The sequence below is a fragment of the uncultured Succinatimonas sp. genome (assembly GCF_905203285.1).
Classification (GTDB): Bacteria; Pseudomonadota; Gammaproteobacteria; order Enterobacterales; family Succinivibrionaceae; genus Succinatimonas.
The window spans coordinates 1-3,286 of sequence record NZ_CAJKVK010000132.1 but is presented as its reverse complement, the minus strand read 5'-3'; the positions used below and the strand labels follow the sequence as shown (position 1 = coordinate 3,286).

Annotated in this window: 3 protein-coding genes and 1 pseudogene; 1 reads left to right on the top strand and 3 read right to left on the bottom strand. The window is 42.4% G+C overall.

Annotated elements, in window-relative coordinates; genetic code table 11:
* Positions 1–245 (top strand): annotated as a pseudogene (locus QZ019_RS09515) (hypothetical protein); the annotation flags it as partial.
* Between the two features lie 111 nt (positions 246–356).
* On the opposite strand, the gene ung reads toward QZ019_RS09515, so the two are convergent.
* The 3 genes from ung to QZ019_RS09500 all read right to left on the bottom strand — a co-directional run bounded on the left by ung (position 357) and on the right by QZ019_RS09500 (position 3,156).
* Positions 357–1,046: a uracil-DNA glycosylase gene (gene ung, locus QZ019_RS09510; RefSeq protein WP_294568074.1), complete on the bottom strand. Its 690-nt coding sequence runs from the start codon at positions 1,044–1,046 to the stop codon at positions 357–359.
* Between the two features lie 156 nt (positions 1,047–1,202).
* Entirely contained in the window at positions 1,203–2,177 is a 975-nt protein-coding gene (gene eda / locus QZ019_RS09505; RefSeq protein WP_294568072.1) for a bifunctional 4-hydroxy-2-oxoglutarate aldolase/2-dehydro-3-deoxy-phosphogluconate aldolase, read from the bottom strand.
* Positions 2,178–2,202: 25 nt separating this feature from the next.
* Complete coding sequence (locus QZ019_RS09500) at positions 2,203–3,156, bottom strand: sugar kinase (RefSeq protein WP_294568071.1); 954 nt, start codon at positions 3,154–3,156, stop codon at positions 2,203–2,205.
* Between the last annotated feature and the right edge of the window lie 130 nt (positions 3,157–3,286).

Here is a 3,286-nt window from a genome sequence, read left to right as displayed (position 1 = left end):
ACAAAGAAGAGATGCTGCGCTATGAGGCCGCCGAGCGTTATGAAATGGATTATGCATCGCATATGAGCTCCGCTGAAATTAAAGGCGAAGAAAGGGGAATAAAAAAGGGCCTTGAAGAAGGCCGCAAAGCACAAGCGCTTGAAACGGCACAGAAAATGCTGCAAGCTGATTTTTCTTTACAGCAAATAATGGAAATATCCGGTTTAACGGAAGCTGAAATCTTACAATTTAAGACGAAAGCTTAAACCATTTTCATACTAAACGGATCTTCATATTCCTATAATATGAAGATCCGTTCGTCTGATTCTCTATTTTCTTCAACGTAAACAAAATATCTTGTAAATTAATTTTAAAATTTACAAACTCTCGCTTCCATCCAAGTAGAGAGGCAACTGCCAATTTACCGTGGTCTTATTATGAGCATGCAAATATGCATTAGCTCTTGAGAAATGATGACAGCCGAAAAATCCGCGATTTGCCGAAAGAGGACTTGGGTGAGCACACTCTAAAACCAGATGCTTTCTTCTATCGACATGAGCGCATTTAGATCTGGCGGCAGCTCCCCACAACATAAAAACAACATTCTCGCAGTTGTCATTAATAGCTTTAATTACGCCATCCGTAAAAATCTCCCAGCCCTGATTATGGTGAGAAAAAGCCTCCCCGGCTTTTACGGTTAAAACAGCGTTTAAAAGAAGAACGCCCTGACGAGCCCACGGAATCAAACAGCCGTGATCGGGAATAGAAAAACCCGGCATATCATCTTTTAATTCACGATAAATATTTCTAAGGGACGGAGGCACGGGAACCCCGGGAGGAACGGAAAAAGATAAGCCCATCGCCTGCCCCGGCTCATGATAAGGATCTTGACCTAAAATCACTACTTTTAATTTATCTGGACTCGTATATTTAAATGCATTGAAAATATCGCAATCTGCAGGATAAATAACATCGCCTGCCGCACGTCTTTGCGCAACAAAAGACATCACATGCTGAAAACTTTCCGTATTTTTAAGAGGACCGATAAGGTCATGCCAAGTAATCACTTAAATCTCCGATTTGCGTATTAACTGCTTAAAATTCAATTTGATCACAAATTAAAACTTATGCCATTTTAACACAATGCAATTTCATTAAGAGTTAAAAAGGAGCATAAAAAAGGCCCGCAGACAAGCGAGCCCTTTAATAAGGATTAAGCTAAATTACTTGGCAGGACGCTGACGAACATGGAATGCAAATCCGCCAATCTCATCCTTTAAGTAAACAGTCATAAGCTTACCCTTAGCATCATAGACGTAACTGTTCTCATCAAAAGCTACACCTTTACGACGCAGCATGGCAAGAGCACGAGTTAAATCACGGGTATCGACGCATACGTGACCATGAGTTCCGGCAAACGGATTCTTCATGATCTCGGCAAGGTCACCGGTGAAGAAAGATAATCCGGCATCACGCTTATCGGTATCAAACATTGCAGCGATAGTATTGGTAACTTTTTCTGCATTGTCAGGAGTACCGGCATTAATACCGACATGACCTACGGTAAAGTCAAAGACCTTATTCATAATAGCCTTACAAGCTGCAGTTACACCGGCCCAATCCTTAGCTTTAACAAGCTTGGAGGGAGGTGCGAAACTTCCGCCTACGGCAGCAACGTTAGGCTGATCAAGATAATCGGTAAGATTATCAAGCCCTACCCCGCCGGTCGGAACGAATTTAATTGCAGCAAAAGGTCCGTGAAGAGCCTTTAAAGTAGTAATACCGCCATAAGCTTCTGCCGGGAAGAACTTCAAAGTCTTAAGACCGAAACTCATAGCTTCTTCAATGTCAGACGGGCAAACGACACCCGGGCATACCGGCATGTTGTTTTTTACGCACCAATCTACAACTTCACGATTAAAGCCCGGAGTAATAACGAACTGACCGCCGTTATCCAAAGTCTCCTTGGCATGATCGATATCATGAACGGTACCTGCGCCAACTATAAGTTCAGGAACTTCTTTGGCGATACGCTTAATAGCTTCCCCGCCGGCTGAAGTACGGAAAGTTACTTCAGCAATAGGGATTCCGCCTTCAATCAAAGCATGAGCTAAAGGAACGGCATCATTAGGATCGTCTAAAGTGATAAGAGGAACAATACCGTATTCTGAAATTTTGGAAAAAATATCTTCAGACATTTTGATTTTCCTTTATAGGTGAAAATTAGCTTCTGCGAGCATGAGTTTCCATGAAGGTCTTCAACTGCTCGGGAGTAGGTAAGCCTTCATTGTCACCGACAAATGTACATTGAATTGCACCGATTGCGCAAGCACGCTCAACACATTTTTCAAGCGGCAAGCCTTCCATAAGACCGGTCAAAACACCACAGGCAAAGCCGTCACCGGCACCGACGGTATCAACAACTTTATCAATAACAAAGCCGTTGACCATATATTCTTTATCACCGTCAGAGACCAAAGCACCGCGCGGACCGCATTTAGTAACAACGGTCTTAGCACCTAAACCGCGATAGAACTTATTGATTTCATGCGGATCGGTAGTGCCGCACAAAATTGCGCCTTCACCGTCACCCGGCAATACCATGTCAGCCTGAGCGGCAAGTCCGTTAATATACTCAACCATGACTTCCTGAGAAGGCCACAACTGCGGACGAAGGTTAGGATCAAAGGAAACGTATAAGCCGGCTTCACGAGCTTTCTTTAACATGAGCTTAACAGCTTCGCGGGTTGAATCGGTCAAAGCCGGAAGAATGCCGGTTAAATGAATATGGGAGAATGAAGAGAAATCAATCTTCTCGACATCTTCAGCGCTTAAAGTAGAAGCTGCAGATCCTTTTCTGAAATAGAAAATTTCAGGATCGCCTTTTGATACTTTGCTCTTTAACATAAAGCCGGTAGTACGCTCTTTAGTGTAAAGAACGAAAGAATCATCAATCTTATTGTTTCTTAAGGTACGGGCAATTAACTTACCGAAAGGATCATCGCCTAACTTGGTAAGATAAGCGGTCTTATGACCTAAACGAGCAGAACCGGTTGCTACGTTAAACTCTGCACCTGCAACGGCTAAGGAATAACCAGAAACAGAATCAAGAGGTCCTTCACTCTGTGCAATAAGAAGGCCCATAGGCTCGCCGGCTAAAACTAAACCCTTTCCCATAATTTAATCTCCTAAAGAAATAAATTGTTTTGTCTAACTATTAAATGATACTAGCAATTATTTTTTCTTATAGTTATAAAGATCACAATAACGCATCTAAATCAAAAAATAGATCTGCCCTCTTTTAACT

Bases quoted from the DNA above. Each gene is read 5' to 3' on its own strand.
- eda (WP_294568072.1), bottom strand. From the start codon at position 2,177: ATGTCTGAAGATATTTTTTCCAAAATTTCAGAATACGGTATTGTTCCT.
- QZ019_RS09500 (WP_294568071.1), bottom strand. From the start codon at position 3,156: ATGGGAAAGGGTTTAGTTTTAGCCGGCGAGCCTATGGGCCTTCTTATT.